This window comes from Prauserella flavalba (assembly GCF_003202235.1).
Taxonomy (GTDB): Bacteria; Actinomycetota; Actinomycetes; order Mycobacteriales; family Pseudonocardiaceae; genus Prauserella_A; species Prauserella_A flavalba.
The window spans coordinates 330,735-346,173 of sequence record NZ_MASU01000006.1 but is presented as its reverse complement, the minus strand read 5'-3'; the positions used below and the strand labels follow the sequence as shown (position 1 = coordinate 346,173).

The following is a 15,439-nucleotide window of genomic DNA, read 5'->3' as shown; positions in this document are numbered from 1 at the left end:
AACAAGCACTTCGGAGGAAAAAGTTGGAAAGAGTGCGCAACTAGCTCTTGGTCACCCTCGCGGCCAGCTTCTTGTCGAGAGCGACCCGCACCAGCGCGGCCGAGAACCGGGCGAGGTCGGCGTCCTTGACCAGCTTGGCCAGCTCGGAAGGCTTCTCGGGCAGGCCGATCCGCCCGGCACCGGAGGTCGCCTTGCGGTCGAGGTACGGCCGCAGTTCGGGCCACACCTGCTGCGCCTCACGACAGAAGATGTCCGCGCCCACAGCGCCCAGCCTGGGCAGTTCACACAACAAGTTGCGCAGTTCGCCAACATCGCCCGACGCCCGCTCGCGCAGCCGCCGCAGGTCACCCTTGTACTCGTCGAGCAGCAGCCGCGCACCCTCGCCGAGCGCGGTCGCCGTGCTCTCGTCGTAGCGGACGTAGTGCGCGCGGCCGAGCGCGTCCACCCGCTCCTGCCACGACGTGTCCAGCATCTTCCTCGGCGTTCCCGCTCCCGCCTTGACCAGCTCACGCGTGGCGGCGACGGCGAGGTCGGCCTTGATGCGCGTGGACAGCAGCACGGAAAGCACCAGCAGCCGGTACAGCGCGGCCGGGGTGTCCGCGAGCTTGATGCCCGCCTCGCTCGCGTAGGTCGTGCCCGCCACGTCCAACAGCCGCTCGGCGATGCGCTCGGGCTCTTTGCTCATCCCACCCGCGTACCCGGGTGACCGCCGCGCGACACCGGCGAGACGAACGATCATGGTTCCCTGAGTGACCTCGAACACATAGGCTGGGCGCTTCTCGACCGGCGAGACGAGGAGATATCCGTTGCCGTCCACCCAGACTTCGGTCGCCAGCCAGACCGACAACCTCACGATCCCCGTGCTGCTGCGCCGCAACGCCACCGAGTTCGCCGACAAGCCGGCGCTCACGTCGCTGGACGCCGAGGGAACGCCGACGCTCACGTGGGGACAGCTGCGCGAGGAGGTGGCCTCGGTGGCCGCCGGGTTCGCCGACCTCGGCCTGCGGGCGGGCCAGCGGCTGATCATCATGGCGCCGAGCCGCCCCGAGCACCTGATCGCCGACCTCGCGGCCACCAACATCGCCGCCATCCCGTGTACCGCGTACTCGACGCTGAGCAGTGAGCAGATCGCCTACGTCGTCAACCACAGCGCGGCGCCGATCGCGGTGCTCGCCGGCCGTGAGGAACTGGACCGCTGGCTCCCGGTGCTCGACCAGCTGCCCAACCTCGAGCACGTCGTCGTCCTCGACCCCGTCGAGCTGCCGGAAGGCGACGACCGCTTCCTCACCTTCGCCGCCCTGCGCGAGCGCGGCGCCGCCCGGCACGCACGGGAGCCGCGCGAGTTCGAGCAGGCGACGGACGAGATCAAGCCCGACGACCCGCTGTCGATGATCTACACCTCCGGCACCACGGGTGTGCCGAAGGGCGTGGTGCTCTCCCACCGCAACGCCATCCACGAGGCGCTCGCGGTCCATTCGCTGCACGACAACCAGATGCACCTGTCGAACATCGCCTACCTGCCGCTGGCGCACATCGCCGAACGCGAGCTGTCGATCTACCTGCCGATCGTGTATGCCGGGCACGTGCACACGCTCGCCGACGCGAAGGACCTGGTCCCCGCGCTCGGCCGGGTGCGGCCCGACGTCCTGTTCGGCGTGCCCCGCGTGTGGGAGAAGATGGTGGCGGGCCTCAAGAACATGCTCGGGGGCGTCCCCGAGGAGCGGCGCACCGCGCTGTTGCAGGCCAACGCTCTGCTGCAGGAGGGCTACAAGCTGCGCAGCGCGGGCAAGGAGGTACCCGCCGACCTCGCCCAGCGCATCGCCGACACCGACGAGACCGTGCTCGCGCCGGTACGGCAGCTGCTCGGCCTCGACAAGCTCACGCTCGCCTCCAGCGGCGCCGCGGCGCTTCCGGTGGAGGTCCTGTACTTCATCGCGGGGCTCGGGATCGAGATCCAGGAGGTGTGGGGCCTCTCGGAGACCACCGGCGCCGTCACGTCGAACACCGCGAACGCGTTCAAGGCGGGAACGGTCGGCAGGCCGCTCGCCGACGTCGAGGTGCGCACCGGCGAGGACGGCGAGCTGTTCGTCCGCGGCCCGATCGTCTTCCTCGGCTACCTCCAGGAGGACGGGTCGATCGAGCCGGCGACCGACGCCGAAGGGTGGTTCGCGACCGGAGACATCGGCACGATCGACGCCGACGGGTTCGTCACGATCACCGACCGCAAGAAGGAGCTCATCATCACGGCAGGCGGCAAGAACATCGCACCGAGCCGGATCGAGGGCCTGCTGAAGGAGCACCAGCTCATCGGGCAGGCGGTGGCGATCGGCGACGGCAAGCCGTACGTGACCGCGCTGATCGTGCTTGACGACGAGATCGCCCCCGCGTGGGCGGCGGCGCGCGGCATCGAGGACACCGACGTGGCCGCTCTGGCCGCCCACCCCGACGTGCGCGCGGAGATCGACCGCGCCGTCGAAGCGGCCAACGAACGCCTCGCCAGGGCCGAGCAGATCAAGCGGTACCAGCTGCTGACCAAGGCGTGGACCCCCGAGAGCGGAGAGCTCACGCCGACGCTGAAGCTCAAGCGCCGCGTCATCGCCGAACGGTACGAACCCGACATCGCCGCCCTCTACGACTGAGCCCACCGGCCCCCAAGGCCACCTTTGTTGCGTTGAACGCAACAAAGGTGGCCTTGGGGGCAGTCAGGTCAGGCGCTGCGCAGCGGGCTCGAGGGGCCTTCCGTCCACTTGCGCAGGCGCGGCGGCACCCGCTTCTCCAGGCCGTACGGCTCCAGGTGGGCGCCGAAGACCTCGTCGAACGCGCGCTGGACGCTGTCGGAGTCCCACACGTCCCGCTCCAGGATCGGCGCCTTCAGGTACGGCTGGCCGACGATGTGCAGCTGCGGGCCGTTGCACCGGATCAGCTGTCCGGTGATGCCGTGGGAGCCGTCGCCGAGCAGGAACAGCACCACCGGCGCGATCCGCGCGGGCGTACGGTCCGGCGGGCAGTTGCGCAGCGACCGTTCCGACTTCCAGACCATGCGCGTATGCGCGAGCGGGCAGACGGCGTTGACGCGGATGCCGACGTCCTCCATGTCGAGCGCCCACGAGTAGGTCAGCGACGCGACCGCGCCCTTGCTCGCCGCGTACGTCGAGAGCTTGCGCTGCCCCAGCGACGCGCCCGACGAGATGTTGACGATCGAGCCGCCGCCGTGACGCATCATCGCCTCGGCCGCCGCCGTGCCCGTGTAGATGACACCGAGGACGTTGGTCTCGATCAGCTCGCGGATCTGCGCCGGATCGTCCTGCCACGGCAGAGCCTCGTAGTTGACCCCGGCGTTGTTCACCAGCCCGTCGACCCGGCCGAATTCCGCCTCGCACAGCTCGACGATCGCCTTCGCCTGTTCCGGGTCCGCGACGCTGTGCCCGCTGGCCACCGCGCGGCCGCCGTGTGCCCTGATGTTCGCCGCGGTGGCCTCGGCCAGGCCCGCGTCGACGTCGTTCACGACGACCGCGGCGCCCGCCTGTGCGGCGTGCACGGCGAAGGCCTCCCCCAGGCCCCTTCCCGCACCGGTCACCACCACCGATTTGCCGCTCAGCAGCTCGTTCATCGTTCCACTCCCACCCGCCGGCACCGATTCACGCTCGGTCCACCCGTGCAGCCGACGTCTCCCTCAGTCTTCGGCAGAGTCGCCTTCCCGGCCCGGCGAGCTCGCCGAACGGCCGCCACACTGCGCCGAACGAGTGAGCGCTGATCGGTCCCGGGATACTGCCGGGCTGCTTCGCGCGGTAGCGGCGACGGGCCGGGCGGGCGCCCGGGCGACCGGGCGGCCCCGTACGTTTGACCTCGGACAGATGGCCGAAAGGAGAGCGCCGTTAGTCCCATCCGGGCGACGTTCGCTGTTCGTCCTCCCGTTGCGGGGGTAGAACTTAACGTTGTCGTGTGTGTTGCACGGGGTAATCGAGTCAGTACAAGGTGACAAGGGTGGGTACCAGCACGGCGCCACGGATGAACGTCGCGATCCGCAACCCGGAGTTTCGCGCGCTGTGGCTCGCCGAGGCACAGTCGGTGGCCGGGGACCACCTCACCACGGTCGCGCTCGCCATCGTGGTCTACGGCCGCACCGGCTCCGCACTGTGGGCCGCGGTGGTCTACGCCCTCACGTTCCTCCCCGCGCTCGCGGGCGGGCTCGGGCTTTCCCAGCTCGCCGACCGGTTCCCCCGCCGGACCGTGCTGGTCACGTGCGCACTGATCCAAGCCGTGCTCGTGGGCGCCATGGCCATCCCCGGCACCCCGCTCGCCCTGCTCTGCGTGCTCGTCGTGGGCGTGCGGCTGGCCGGCGCACCGGTCAACGCCGCGCAGAACGCGCTCACCAGGGAGATCTTCGACGACGACGAGGTCTATCTGCGCAGCCAGGATCTGCGCGGCATCACCACCAACATCGCGATGCTCGCCGGCCTCGCCGCCGGTGGCGTGCTCGTGACGGCGCTCGGCCCGTCGTGGGCGCTCGCGATCGACGCGGTCACGTTCGCGGTCGCGGCGGCCGTCGTGCGATGGCAGGTACGCGCGCGGCCCCCGGCAGGCGATCCGGACGGTCCGTGGTTCGGCGCGGCCCAGTGGGTGTTCGGGCAGCGCAGGCTGCGGGTGCTGCTCGCGTTCTCGTGGCTCGTCGGGCTCGCCGTCGTGCCCGAAGGTCTCGCCGCGCCATTGGCCCACCAGATCGGCGCGGGCGAGCAGGCGGTCGGCTGGCTGCTCGCGGCCGACCCCGTCGGGTTCATCCTGGGCGCGTTCGTGCTGTCGCGCTTCGTCTCCGCGGAGAACCGGCGACGGTACGTCGGCGTGCTCGCGATCGCCGCGGCGGGCGTGCTCGTCGTGTTCGCCCTCGAGCCAGGACTGGTGCTCGCACTGGTCCTGCTGGCACTCGCGGGCGCGGCGGGTGCCTACATCATCACCGTCGGCGCCACGTTCATCACGTGGGTTCCCAACGAACTACGCGGAGGAGCGGGAGGGCTCTACCGCACCGGGCTGCGGGTAGCACAGGGCCTTGGTGTGGCGATGGGCGGCGTACTCGCGGAATGGGTTGGCTCCGCGACCACCGCTATCGCACTTGCCGGCGTACTGGGAGTTGTTTTCACCGTGCCGGTCGCGCTTTCGTGGGCGCGCGTCCGTAGCTACGCCGGATAGTTCCGCTGCTGAGGGGCACGAACGGAGAAAGAAGAATTGAGGGGCAATCAGAAGTCACGGCCGGCCATCGGGGGCTCCTCCTCGAACGCGATTAAGAAAAATTGTCACTGTGAGTGCTCATAATGACTACGAGTGTTCAGAAATCACGGCCACGCACTTGCACACACCTCCCCGGCGATCCCGGCTCGACTCTCCACTACCGACTGCCCTTGCTCAGAAGTCACGCCCGGCCACAGCCAGCCTCCTTCACATCCGCTAACGATTTTCCCGAACGCCACGTGTCTCAGAAATCACGACCGGTCACCGGAAACTCCTCCTTTACTTCGTCTGCTCACAGAGTTCACCAACGCACAGGATCAGAAATCGCGGCCAGCCACGGGACACCTCCCATTGAGAGCGCAATCAACCAACATGTGTTTGTTCTAGATCAGAAGTCACGGCCAGGCAAGGGAGAACACCTCCGATCGCCCTTTGAGCCGAAGACGGGGCGCCCCGAGACTACATGCCGGCGTCCTCGCCTACACGGCAGTTCTGGCGCGGTGAGATGATACCTGCTGTGGAGAGCGCCCCGTTCTCTCGCGGACTTCGCAGAGGGTACTTAACCGCCGGAACGCACACCTTGGGGAGGTTTGGCGAGTGCCGCTCACGCCTCACGACCGGCCACCGCCAGCACCCGCTGCCGCAGGTCGCAACGGTGCGCCCGGCATGGGCGACGCCGCCGCCGTGACCGGTCCGGCGCCGCCGGCCGGCGGCGCGAGCGCCGACGGTGAGCCCGCGCACGCTCGGCGGCGCCACCGGTTACGCCCGCGGAACTGGGCACTGTGGAAGCGGCCGAGACGCTTCATCGTCTTCCTGATCGTCATGGAGCTCGTGGCGATCGGCGGTTTCGCCGTCGCGTTCGCGGGCGCCCACTCGCCGACCGGGACGGACTGGCTGCGGTTCGCGATACTCGCGGCGGGCGCGACGGTCCACATCCAGCTCACCCAGCGCCAGGAGGAACGCAGGCGCAACCGGACGAAGACCGTCCTCATCGACCTCATCGCCGTGTGGGTGTTCCCCGCGGTGCTCGTACTGCCCACCACGCTCACGGTCCTGCTCGTGGTGCTGATCCGCGTTCAGCGCTGGTTCACCGCGCGCCGCCCGGCGCACAACTTCGTGTTCTCGTCCATTTCGCACAGTCTGGCCGCCGCGCTCGCCGGGCTCGTCTACGGCTCGCTCGGGCCGCACGACTGGCACACCATCACCGCGCTCGGCTCGCTGCGCGAGTTCGGCTACGTGCTCGTCGCCGCCGCCGTGTACGAGGGCGTCCAACTGCTCTACGTCGGCGGCATCCTCGCGCTGAGCGACCCGAACCCCACGCTGCGCAACGTCCTCGGCAGCAAGGCCGACAACACCATCGAGGCCATCACGACGGGACTCGGCGCCGTCACGGCCGTGCTCGTGGTGACCATGCCGCCGTCGGTCGCGATCATGGCCGTGGTGACCGTGTTCTTCAACCGGCTCGCCGAGCTCGACCAGCTGCAGGACGACGTGGTCACCGATCCCAAGACCGGGCTGCTCAACATGCGCGGCTGGTCGGAGTCCGCGGAGCGGGCGCTCACGCGCGTGCGCCGCGCCGACGGCAGCCTCGCCATGCTCATGATCGACCTCGACCACTTCAAGTGGATCAACGACACCTTCGGGCACCCGGCGGGCGACGACGTGCTCGGAGCGATCGCGAAGGCCCTCGGCGAGGTCACGAGGCCCGCCGACATCGTCGGCCGGTTCGGCGGCGAGGAGTTCCTCGTGCTGCTGCCCGACGCCGACGCGGCCGCGGCGGAGGTCGCCGCGGAGCGCGTCCGCAACACCATCGCCGCGCTGGAGATCGACACCACCGACAAGCGCGGGGCCCAGACCACGGTCACCGGCCGCACGACCTCCATCGGCGTCGCCGTGTATCCGAGGCACGCGAGCACGCTGCAGGGACTGATGCAGGCCGCCGACGCCGCGGTGTACGAGGCGAAGGAGAACGGGCGAAACCAAGTCCGCTTCGCCGACGCCGCCGGCGGGTAGGCTGACCTGCACTGCTGATATCCGGGGGTTACCCGGATGCCGCCTCCCGTTTGCCGCTGACACCCTGGGGAACCATGACCGCAGCAGCCGAGGAGACCGCAGCGCCCGCGTCCAGACGCGGGCGGGGCCTCCTCGGGACGTCGGCATGGGTCGTTCTGCTCGTCCTGGTGGTGACGGGGTTCGGGTTCCTGGCGTCCCGTTCGGAGGCACCGCCCGACCAGGGCCCGCCGCGGGGTGACGTCGCGGCCGCGCAACGCGCGATCGACGCGCTGCTCGACCCCGGCACCACCCCCGGTGCGCTCGCCTCGCTGCCGGCCGACTTCACCCGGGTCACCGGCGTGGTGCCGGGCGAGGCGACGGCACGCGACGGCACGGTCAGGGCCGTGCACGTCGACGGCGGGTGCTCGACGCCGTGGGGCGACGACGACACCCGCTGGGACTTCGGCACCCCGTGCCGCGCCCACGACCTCGGCTACGACCTGCTGCGCTACGCCGAGAAGAAGGGCCACCCGCTGGGCCCGGAGGTGCGCAGGGCCCTCGACGACCGGCTCTCCGCGGACATGCGCGCCACGTGCGCGCTCAACCCGAGCGGCTCACCGCAGCTGTGCCAGGGCGTCGCGTCGCTGTACTCGGCGGGGCTCGTCGTCAACTCGTGGCACCAGCGCTGGGGGCCTCCCGTCGGCGAGCCGATCGTGCCGATGCTCGCCGGCGTCGCGGTGATCGGCTTCCTCGTCGCGTTCCGGCTGCGGGGCTGGCTCGTCGCGCGGCGCACCCGGCCCCGGACCGACGCACCGGAGCCCAGGCCGGAACCCGTGCCCGGCGGACGCTGGACGCTGCTCGGCGTCGGCAGCATCGGGCTACTCGTGCTCGGCGAGGCTTCGGTCGCGCTCGCGCGCTGGGCCGGTGCGCCCTCGGACTGGCTCTGGCCGTTCACGTGGCTCGCACAGCTGGCCTTCGTGTTCTTCTTCGCGGCAGGGCACTCCAACCTCACCGGCTGGCTCACGGTGCGCAGGCACGGCGGCGGCTACCGCGAGTACCTCGCGCACCGGGCGAGCTGGCTGCTCCGCCTGACGCTGGTGTTCGCCGTGGTGGCGTTCGCCGTGCCCACGGCGCTGGAGCTGCTCGCGGTACCGGAGGGGACCAGCGACGTGGTGGTCAGGATCGCGCTCCATCCGCTGTGGTTGCTCGGCGTCTACATGGTGACGCTGGCGGCGACTCCGGTACTGCTGGCGCTGCACCGCCGCGCGCCGGTGCCGGCGGGACTCGCCCTCGTCGCCGCGCTCGCGGGGGTGGAGCTGCTCGCCGACCGGGTGGACTCGCCGGTGCTCGGCAACCTGAGCGTGGTGGTGCTCGCGCTGCTCGCCCAGCAACTGGCGTTCGCCCACGCCGGCCGGCCGAGGCCGCGACCGTGGCTGCTCGCGGTCGCCGGGCTCGCCGGGGCGGGCGCGCTCACGGCCGGTGCGGTGTCGGGCCTCGTGCCGGCGACCCTGCTCGGTTCGTCAGCCGAGTCGCCCGCGCTCACCGGCCCCGTGCTGCCCGTGCTGGCGCTCGGACTGGTGCAGCTCAGCCTGCTCGGGCTGCTCCGAGCGCCGCTCGCCCGGCTGGCGGCCAGTCCACGGGTACTGCGCGCGGCGGGGTTCGCCTCCCGCGCGCCGATGAGCCTGTATCTGCTCTTCCTCGCCGGCATGCTGCTGGTCGTCGCGGCGGTCTACCTGCCGGAGCGGCTCGCGGCGGGCAGCCTGCGGGTACTGCTGGCCGTCGCGATGCTCACCGGGCCGGCCGCGCTCGTGTTCTGGTGGTTCGAACGCCACCTCGGCTACCGCCCGCCACCGCTGCCCGCGTGGCGGACCGCGCCAGGACGACTCGATCGGGCGTTGGCGCACGCGGCTACGGTCGCCGGAATCGGGTACTCCACCCTTGGTGTGTTCGGGTTCGCGCTGAGCAGCTTCAGTGGTGCCGGCCAGGTCACGCTGGCGGGGTTGCCACTCGATCCGATCCAGAGTCTCGTGCACCTGCTGCTCGGGATGTCCCTGCTGCACACCGTCCGCACCGGCGTCAGCAACGCGCCGAGGACGTGGCTGCTGACGGCGCTGGCGTGCGTACCGCCGCTGCTGTCGGCGACGGCGGGGCCGAGCACGTTCGCGCTGGGCGTCGTTGTGCACGGCGTCACAGGGCTGCTGGCCGTGTCGGCGGCGTTGGCTACGGTGTGGGCCGCCCGGCCGACGAGCGGTTACGCGACGTAGTCGGAGCGCCCACGCCGGAGTGGTACCAACCACATCGGTGAACCGGTGTGACACCCTACGACAACCTGTGTCTTTGTTCGGACGTCCAACAACGGACCGAACTGTCGACCGAAAGGAGCCGTTGGCGTGGACTACCCGCCGCGGAACTCCCCGCGAGGCCGTGGTCCCGCGAGGCCGTGGCAGGACCGCGCCGGGGGCAGGCAGGCGCCGCCCCCCAGCGGGAGGCCGGCTCCCCCGCGCAGGGCACAGGCAGCGCGGCAGCCGGGTCGCCGCCCGCCCGCCGCAGGTCAGGGACGTCCGCCGGCACAGCGTCCCCGCAGGCCGGCTCCGCCCGCGCCGCCTTCGCGCGCGGGCCGCAGGTTGCGCGGCCCGAAGATCGTGCTCGCGGTCGTCTCCGCGCTCGTGATGTGCCTGACGGGCTACGCGTGGGCCGCGATGCAGGGCCTCGTCAACGGGCTGACCATGGCCGACGTGATCGAGGGCGGCGACGACGAACTCCCCGCCGACGGCGCCCGCGACATCCTCCTGGTCGGCATGGACAGCCGCACGGACGCGCAGGGCAACCCGCTGTCCGAGGAGATGCTCGCCAAGCTGCGCGCCGGTGTCTCCGACGGTGAGCTGAACACCGACACCCTGATCTTCGTCCACATCCCCAACGACGGCAGCAAGGCCGTCGCGATCTCGCTGCCGCGGGACTCCTACGTGGACATCCCCGGCTTCGGCGAGCACAAGATCAACTCCGCGTACGCGCGCGGCAAGGCCGCCGCCCGCTCGCAGCTGGAGGAAGAGGGCGTCACCGACCCGAAGCAGCTCGAGGTCGACAGCAACCAGGAGGGCGCGAAGACCCTCATCAAGACCGTCGAGAACCTCACCGGGTCCACGATCGACAACTACGCCTCGATCAACCTGCTCGGCTTCTACGACATCACGAAGGCCATCGGCGGTGTGGACGTGTGCCTCAACGAGCCCGTCGACGACGACTACTCGGGCGCGAACTTCGAGGCGGGCCCGCAGACCATCTCGGGCCTCGACGCGCTGGCGTTCGTCCGGCAGCGGCACGGGCTGCTGCGCGGCGACCTCGACCGCGTCGTGCGCCAGCAGGTGTTCATGGCCGGGCTGGCGCGCAAGGTCCTCTCCGCCGGAACACTGGCCGACCCCGCCAAGCTCAACGACCTCGTCGGAGCGGTCCAGAAGTCCGTGGTGGTCAACCAGGGCTGGGACCTGCTCGGCTTCGCCCAGCAGATGCAGGGCCTCACGGGCGGCCAGATCGAGTTCCGCACCATCCCCGTCGTCGACACCGAGTACGACACCGACGACGGGCAGGCCATCCAGGTCGACCCGGACGAGGTGCGCGACTTCGTGCAGGGCCTCTCGGGCCCCCCGCCTTCGGAGGAGAAGAAGGCACCCGCTCCGCCCGCGGGCGAGATCACCGTGGACGTGCTCAACGCCTCCGGCATCACGGGCCTGGCCGGCAGCGTGTCGGAGTCGCTGACGGCGGAGGGCTACGTGCCGGGCGAGGTCGGCAACGCCACGGCGCGCTCCACCACGGTCGTGCAGGTGCCCGAGGGCCAGGAGGCGGCGGGCGAGAAGGTGGCCGGGTCGCTGGGCGGCGACGTGGACGTCGAATCCGACCCCTCCGTGCCGGCCGGGCACGTGCGCGTGCTGCTGGCTCCCGACTACACACCTCCGGACGAGTCCGGCTCCGCCGAGGGCGTCGCCGAGCCCGCCATGCAGCAGCAGGCGTCACCCGTGGCCAAGCAGGAGCCCACCGAGGAGCCGCCCATCACGGCGCAAGGAGTCCCCTGCGTGAACTAGGCACCCCTCCACCCGGCTGCAGTGAAGGCCACCTTCACTGCGTTGAACGCAGTGAAGGTGGCCTTCACTGCAGTCTGTGACCGCGAAATCCGGGTGAGCCCATTCGGCGCCTTTTGTTACCCCGTTCGGGGTAGTTGGCGGGCTTTTGTCAAGTTTTCTACGGAAGCCGCGTAAGGCGAGGGACCTCAGAGGCTTTCACTCGCGTGAAGAACGCATGCACTGTGTCGGCGGAGCCGGCGCACGGCATCCCACGCGGTGCGGGCAGGGGACCTGGAGTGCTGATCGACGCGGACGCCTACCAGCGGGTGCTTGGCGAGGAACTACGCAAGCTCCGCAAGCAACGAGGATGGACCCGCAAGGAACTGAACGAGCGCCTGCAGAGCGAGATCTCGCTGCAGACACTCGCGACGTACGAGCTGGGCACCCGGCAGTGCTCGGTGGTGCGCCTGGTCGAGATCTGCCTCGCCATGGACGAGCTACCGCAGAACCTGCTCGAGCGCGTGCACCGGCGGGTCTTCGGCGACGAGCCGGGCCGGGTGCGGCTGAACCTGGCCAAGGTGGTCGCCGACGACCAGCCCGAGCTGCTTCCGCTGCGCCGGTGGGCCCGCGGCAGGCTCGAGCAGGCGAGCGGCAACGACGTCCAGCTGGAGTTCAGCGCGCTCGAACGCATGGCGGAGCTCTGCGGTATGGAGACCCAGGACCTGATCGCCCGCCTCCGGAAGCTGTCCGGCCTCCCGCCCGGCTACTGACCCCTGGGTCCCCCCTGCCCAGGGTCGGTAGCCTCCCCCGGCTTCAGCGGGTCAGTTCGAAGTCGCTCGGGCGGAGCTTGCGCGTCTCCAGCCAGTATCGCCAGGTGAAGCCCGGCCAGATGGTGCGGTTGACGCCCTTGGCGTCGAGGTACCAGCTCTTGCAACCGCCCTGGGTCCAGATGCCGCGCTCCAGCTTGCGCTGGATGTCGTCGTTGAACTGCGCCTGGACGTCCTCACGCACCTCGATGGACTCGGCGCCGCGCGACTCGACGAAGCGGATCGCCTCGGAGATGTAGCGGATCTGCTGCTCGATCATGAAGACCACCGAGTTGTGGCCGAGTCCCGTGTTGGGACCGAGCAGGAAGAACAGGTTCGGGAAGCCCGCGACGGTGATGCCCTTGTGGGTCTGCATGCCCTCGGTGGACCACAGTTTGCCGAGGTTGCGGCCGTCCACACCGATGATGTCCAGGTCGTCGAAGGCGTCGGTGACGTGGAAGCCGGTGCCGTAGATGATGGCGTCCACCTCGTGCTCGACGCCGGCCTTGTCGATCACGCCGTGCTCGGTGACCTCGGCGACGCCGTCGGTCACCACGTCGACGTTGTCCCGGTTGAGTGCCGGGTAGTAGTCGTTGGAGATCAGCACGCGCTTGCAGCCCATGACGTAGTCGGGCGTGAGCTTCGCGCGCAGGGCGGGGTCGTCGACGTGCTTGTCGATGTTGTGCTTGGCGAGCTTCTGCGCGAGCTTCATGACGCGCGGGTTGCCGTTGAAGCCGACGGCGCGCACCTCGAGCATCCAGTACAGGAGGTTGCGGTAGGCCCGCTGGGCTCCGGGCACCTTCGCGAACAGCCGCTTCGCCCAGTCCGGCATCGCGTGGTCGGGCTTCGGCATGATCCACGGCGGCGTGCGCTGGAACAGGGTCAGCTCGGCGACGTCCTTGGCGATCTGTGGCACGAACTGCACCGCGCTCGCTCCCGTGCCGATCACGGCGACGCGCTTGCCGCGCAGGTCGAAGTCGTGGTCCCACTCGGCGGAGTGGAAACTGCGGCCCTGGAACCGCTCGATGCCGGGCAGGTCCGGAATCTGCGGAAGGTGCAGGGCACCGACCCCTGCGACGAGGTAGCGGCCGGCGAACTCGTCGCCGCCCGAGGTGGAGACGTACCAGCGGTTCTCGTCGGCGTCCCAGCGCGCGCCGGTCATCTCCTGGCCGAAGCGGATGAAGCGGTACAGGTCGTACTTCCGCGCGACCCTCCGCATGTAGTCGTAGATCTCGGGCTGCGGCGAGAACGAGCGCGACCACTCCGGGTTCTGCTCGAAGGAGAACGAGTACATGTGCGACTGGATGTCGCAGGCACAGCCTGGATAGGTGTTGTCGCGCCAGGTGCCGCCCACGTCGTCGGCCTTCTCCAGGATCACGAAGTCCTCGCGGCCTTCCTTGCGGAGCTGGATCGCCATGCCGAGGCCGGAGAACCCGGTGCCGATGATGACGACTCCCGCTTCGGTGCGGTTGCCCATGCGTGCCTCCATGCCGCAGTTCCTGTTACCCGGAGTCCACCTTACCAGCAGTAGGTTACTTCCGGTAGAGTCGTCGGCGTGAGCACCACCGAAAAGGCCCCTGCCCGGCGCAAACGCATGCCGAGAGCGCAACGCGAGCGGCAGATGATCGAGGTCGCTGAGGTCGTGTTCGCCGAGCGGGGCTACGCCGCGGCGTCGATGGACGAGATCGCGGAACGGGTCGGCGTCTCGAAGCCGATGCTCTACGAGTACTTCCGCTCCAAGGAAGGCCTGCTCCTCGCCTGCATCAGGGAGGCGAGGGCCGAGCTGCGGCACGTCACCGAGCAGGCCGTGGTGGGCGCGGCCGGAGCCGAGGACGCGATGCGCGCCGGGCTGCACGCGTTCTTCCGGTTCATCAGGGATCGCAGGCAGGCGTGGTCGCTGGTGCGCCACGAGATCACGCTGGTCGGCACCTCGGCCGCCGAGGAGATCGAGGCGACCCGGCAACAGCAGACCGACCTCATCGCGACGTTGATGAGCGGCTATTTCGACGACTCCGACACGGTGCGCGTCGAGGCGGCCGCGGAGTTCGTGGTGGGCGGCTGCGAACGATTGGCGATCTGGTGCGAACGGTACGAGGATCTACCCCCGGAGACCGTCACCGAGTACGCGATGGACCTGCTCTGGGGCGGTTTGCAGCGGCTAACGAGCCGTTAGCTGAACGCACCGAGAACAATGGATCACCCGTCGTAGCGACATACTGAGAGTGTTCTCACGCTCAGTAGTTCCTGACGCATTGTCGTATTGCTGGGTGGATCATTTCGTAACAGAATCTGAACACGCGCCTGATGGGCTCAACCGATCGGGTTGTTCACGAACTGGCGTCATAGGACGGTGGCGAAACGGTCTTGCACTGTGGAGCCGTACCCGTCGAGGAGGGGTGAGGACTGGTGGTGCAAGCGATCACCGCACGGTACGTGCAGGAAGCCGAAGACTGGGCGGTCACGGTCGCCGGGCTCGGCAAGGAGCTCAACGACCGGGCGCCGGGCATCATCGCCGCACGCGACCGGGCGGACCAGCTGGTCGAGAAGCTCGCCCCAGAGGGCAGCACCCCGACCGTGGTGCACCTGCTCAACGGCAGCGCACTGGAGTTCACCTCGGCGTACATGACCGCGAGGCTCGCGCGTCCCGAGCCGGGCACCGAGCAGCCCGCGGAGTCCGCGCCGGAGGCCAAGGCCGAGGCGAGCAAGGCGGAGCCGAAGGACAAGCCGGCCGAGCCGAAGGATTCCTCCGCCAAGGAGGATGCCGCGGCCACGGAGACGAAACCGCGCAAGCGGAACGTGCCGCGCAAGGAGCTCAGCAAGAGCCCGCAGCCCGCCGCGGAGAAGGAGACCAAGCCGCGGGGAGCGGACGGGCGCTACGTGCGCACGACCGCGGCCGGCCTGCCCGGATCGGCAGGCTCGGCGAGCGCGGGCGGCTGAGCCGGGAACCGGCTCAGCGGATCAGCTTCCGCACCAGCAGCACCGCGATCAGCGCACCGGCGCCGATCAGCGGGAACTTCACCTTGGGGTCGTCGAACTTCGCCCGCAGGCTCGTACGCGCGGAGTCGGCGAGCCGCTTGGGGCTGGCCTTGGTACCGAGCTGGTCGAGCGTCGAGGCCAGCGCGTGCCTGGCCTTCTCGATGTCGCGTTCGATGGTCTCCGGATCGCGAGCCACGTGTCCTCCCTCGGCAGCATGCTTGCCAGCAGGCTAGATCACGCCGGCCGGGCACATCCCACGGGCACGCCGAGCGGGGCGCCGAAGGCGGGCGGCTAGGCTGCATCCGTCGGGCCCGTAGCCCAATTGGCAGAGGCACACGGTTTAGGTCCGTGCCAGTGTGGGTTCGAGTCCCACCGGGCCCACCA

11 protein-coding genes, 1 tRNA gene and 1 pseudogene are annotated in these 15,439 nt (G+C 69.9%); 9 read left to right on the top strand and 4 right to left on the bottom strand.

Translation table 11 applies throughout. The features are described 5' to 3' along the window. Nucleotides 1-40 precede the first annotated feature (40 nt). Nucleotides 41-685: an endonuclease gene (locus tag BA062_RS17695; RefSeq protein ID WP_110338356.1), complete on the bottom strand. Its 645-nt coding sequence runs from the start codon at nt 683-685 to the stop codon at nt 41-43. A 121-nt stretch (nt 686-806) separates the two neighbouring features. Between BA062_RS17695 and BA062_RS17690 the strand changes: the two genes are divergently transcribed. Continuing rightward, the gene (locus tag BA062_RS17690) at nt 807-2,639 is read left to right on the top strand and encodes an AMP-dependent synthetase/ligase (RefSeq protein WP_110337998.1); all 1,833 of its coding nucleotides are present in this window, start codon (nt 807-809) and stop codon (nt 2,637-2,639) included. 68 nt (nt 2,640-2,707) lie between these two features. On the opposite strand, the gene BA062_RS17685 is transcribed toward BA062_RS17690, so the two are convergent. Further along, the gene (locus BA062_RS17685; protein WP_110337996.1) at nt 2,708-3,610 is read right to left on the bottom strand and encodes an SDR family NAD(P)-dependent oxidoreductase; all 903 of its coding nucleotides are present in this window, start codon (nt 3,608-3,610) and stop codon (nt 2,708-2,710) included. 398 nt (nt 3,611-4,008) lie between these two features. Here BA062_RS17685 and BA062_RS17680 point away from each other — a divergent pair, with 398 nt between their 5' ends. From BA062_RS17680 to BA062_RS17660, 5 genes are all read left to right on the top strand, one after another. Continuing rightward, nucleotides 4,009-5,184, top strand: a complete 1,176-nt coding sequence (locus BA062_RS17680; RefSeq protein WP_110337994.1) for an MFS transporter — start codon at nt 4,009-4,011, stop codon at nt 5,182-5,184. Between the two features lie 861 nt (nt 5,185-6,045). Further along, on the top strand, nt 6,046-7,236 hold the full coding sequence (locus tag BA062_RS17675; protein WP_391362507.1) for a GGDEF domain-containing protein: 1,191 nt from the start codon (nt 6,046-6,048) through the stop codon (nt 7,234-7,236). A gap of 74 nt (nt 7,237-7,310) precedes the next feature. Continuing rightward, the gene (locus tag BA062_RS17670) at nt 7,311-9,479 is read left to right on the top strand and encodes a phospholipase A2 (RefSeq protein ID WP_110337990.1); all 2,169 of its coding nucleotides are present in this window, start codon (nt 7,311-7,313) and stop codon (nt 9,477-9,479) included. A 126-nt stretch (nt 9,480-9,605) separates the two neighbouring features. Then, nucleotides 9,606-11,294, top strand: coding sequence for an LCP family protein (locus tag BA062_RS17665; protein WP_245959870.1), 1,689 nt, complete (start codon nt 9,606-9,608; stop codon nt 11,292-11,294). 275 nt (nt 11,295-11,569) lie between these two features. Next, nucleotides 11,570-12,043: a helix-turn-helix transcriptional regulator gene (locus BA062_RS17660; RefSeq protein WP_110337988.1), complete on the top strand. Its 474-nt coding sequence runs from the start codon at nt 11,570-11,572 to the stop codon at nt 12,041-12,043. A gap of 43 nt (nt 12,044-12,086) precedes the next feature. On the opposite strand, the gene BA062_RS17655 is transcribed toward BA062_RS17660, so the two are convergent. Further along, on the bottom strand, nt 12,087-13,556 hold the full coding sequence (locus tag BA062_RS17655; protein ID WP_110338352.1) for a flavin-containing monooxygenase: 1,470 nt from the start codon (nt 13,554-13,556) through the stop codon (nt 12,087-12,089). Nucleotides 13,557-13,673: 117 nt separating this feature from the next. On the opposite strand from BA062_RS17655, the gene BA062_RS17650 reads away from it, so the two are divergent. Both BA062_RS17650 and BA062_RS41325 read left to right on the top strand, forming a co-directional pair. Beyond that, a complete protein-coding gene (locus tag BA062_RS17650) occupies nt 13,674-14,252 on the top strand; it encodes a TetR/AcrR family transcriptional regulator (RefSeq protein ID WP_110337986.1) in 579 nt (192 codons plus the stop codon). Between the two features lie 236 nt (nt 14,253-14,488). Further along, nucleotides 14,489-14,728: pseudogene (locus BA062_RS41325) on the top strand (hypothetical protein); the annotation flags it as partial. A 301-nt stretch (nt 14,729-15,029) separates the two neighbouring features. Here BA062_RS41325 and BA062_RS17640 read toward each other — a convergent pair. Next, entirely contained in the window at nt 15,030-15,251 is a 222-nt protein-coding gene (locus tag BA062_RS17640; protein WP_110337984.1) for a DUF3618 domain-containing protein, read from the bottom strand. A gap of 111 nt (nt 15,252-15,362) precedes the next feature. Here BA062_RS17640 and BA062_RS17635 point away from each other — a divergent pair. Beyond that, nucleotides 15,363-15,439: transfer RNA gene (locus tag BA062_RS17635), tRNA-Leu, on the top strand.